2 protein-coding genes are annotated in these 2,036 nt (G+C 68.5%); one reads left to right on the top strand and one right to left on the bottom strand.

Features of this window, described 5'->3' with window-relative positions:
* Window positions 1–139 precede the first annotated feature (139 nt).
* Complete coding sequence (gene erpA / locus ACWF9Z_RS09005) at window positions 140–496, bottom strand: iron-sulfur cluster insertion protein ErpA (RefSeq protein WP_214949940.1); 357 nt, start codon at window positions 494–496, stop codon at window positions 140–142.
* 294 nt (window positions 497–790) lie between these two features.
* Between erpA and nadA the strand changes: the two genes are divergently transcribed.
* Complete coding sequence (gene nadA / locus ACWF9Z_RS09000) at window positions 791–1,975, top strand: quinolinate synthase NadA (protein WP_453599158.1); 1,185 nt, start codon at window positions 791–793, stop codon at window positions 1,973–1,975.
* The last annotated feature ends 61 nt before the right edge of the window (window positions 1,976–2,036 follow it).

Below are 2,036 nucleotides of genomic sequence, written 5' to 3'. Positions count from 1 at the left end.
TTCTGCCACCCCACCGCTCGCGTGTCCGCCGGCGCGCGGCGGGGGGGGGGGCGGGCGGGGCGGCGGGGGGGGGGGGGCCCCCCCCCGGGGCCCCCCCCGCCCCCCCCCCCTCTCGTGGTCCTACGAGCTCGGCCGGGGCTTAGCTGAAGGAGTCGCCGCAGGCGCAGGAGCCCGTGGCGTTGGGGTTGTCGATCGTGAAGCCCTGCTTCTCGATGGTGTCGACGAAGTCGATGGACGCGCCGTGCAGGTACGGGGAGCTCATCCGGTCGGTGACGACCTTGACGCCGTCGAAGTCCTTCACGACGTCGCCGTCGAGGGAACGCTCGTCGAAGAAGAGCTGGTAGCGCAGGCCCGAGCAACCGCCGGGCTGGACGGCGACGCGCAGCGCCAGGTCTTCACGGCCTTCCTGCTCGAGCAGGGTCCTGACCTTTTCGGCGGCGGCGTCGGACAGGAGGATGCCGTCGCTCACGGTGGTCTTTTCGTCCTGTACGGACATCTGCATTCACTCCCGAAGTGGGCGGCTCCCCGCGCGAGGCAGGGAAACGTCGGACTCTTGCCGTCGGTGGCAACGAGCGGGACCGCGGTTTCATTCCGGACCCGACGCTTGTTTCAGAAATTCCATGCTCGCACACCTCGCCGGGCGGTGAGCCGCTCCCACGGCCGGGCGAATGCGTCACATCGACACTATGGGCATCGTCAAAGTGACGTGAAGCGGCTATCATATATAACGTCAAATAGACGAGAAGTCGAAGCGATGGCTTCCGAAGTCCCTAGTCGCAGAACAGAAAGGGTGCGTGTCGTGACCACCGCCCAGCCTTTGGACGTCCAGCCGACGCCCCTTGCCCTGCTGCTGCTCGGCCGCGAAGCCGACCCCAAGAGCGAGCGCGGCGTGGAGTGCCCCGGCGACCTGCCGTCGCCCTCGGACCCGAACCTGGTGGCGCGGGCCCGCGCGGCCAAGGAGAAGCTCGGGGACAAGGTCTTCATCCTCGGCCACCACTACCAGCGCGACGAGGTCATCGAGTTCGCCGATGTCACCGGCGACTCCTTCAAGCTCGCCAAGGACGCGGCCGCCAAGCCGGAGGCCGAGTACATCGTCTTCTGCGGCGTCCACTTCATGGCCGAGTCCGCGGACATCCTGACCTCGGACGACCAGAAGGTCGTCCTGCCGGACCTGGCCGCCGGCTGCTCGATGGCCGACATGGCCACCGCCGAGCAGGTCGCGGAGTGCTGGGACGTGCTGACCGAGGCCGGGATCGCCGGCACCACGGTGCCCGTCTCGTACATGAACTCCTCGGCCGACATCAAGGCCTTCACCGGCAAGCACGGCGGCACGATCTGCACCTCGTCCAACGCCGAGAAGGCCCTGGAGTGGGCGTTCGCCCAGGGCGAGAAGGTGCTCTTCCTCCCGGACCAGCACCTCGGCCGCAACACCGCCGTCCGCGACATGGGCATGTCCCTCGACGACTGCGTGCTCTACAACCCGCACAAGCCGAACGGCGGCCTGACCGTCGAGCAGCTGCGGAACGCCAAGATGATCCTGTGGCGCGGGCACTGCTCCGTGCACGGCCGCTTCTCGGTGGACTCGGTCAACGACGTGCGCGCCCGCATCCCCGGCGTGAACGTCCTCGTCCACCCCGAGTGCAAGCACGAGGTCGTGGCGGCCGCGGACTACGTCGGCTCCACCGAGTACATCATCAAGGCGCTGGAGGCGGCCCCGGCCGGCTCCAAGTGGGCCATCGGCACCGAGCTGAACCTCGTACGCCGTCTGGCGAACCGTTTCGCCGCGCAGGACAAGGAGGTCGTCTTCCTCGACAAGACGGTCTGCTTCTGCTCGACGATGAACCGCATCGACCTGCCGCACCTGGTGTGGACCCTGGAGTCCCTGGCCGAGGGCAACCTCGTCAACCAGATCCAGGTCGACAAGGAGACCGAGAGCTTCGCCAAGCTCGCACTGGAGCGCATGCTCGCCCTGTGACGGTGCGGGCCCCGCGCGGGCCCGTGCACAGGCCGAAGGGCCGCCCCCTCCGAGGAGGGGG

The organism is Streptomyces sp. NPDC054961 (assembly GCF_053609145.1).
Note: the sequence above shows the minus strand (reverse complement) of the source record. Positions and strands in the feature narration are given on the sequence as shown.

Bases quoted from the DNA above. Each gene is read 5' to 3' on its own strand.
- erpA (WP_214949940.1), bottom strand. From the start codon at position 496: ATGTCCGTACAGGACGAAAAGACCACCGTGAGCGACGGCATCCTCCTG.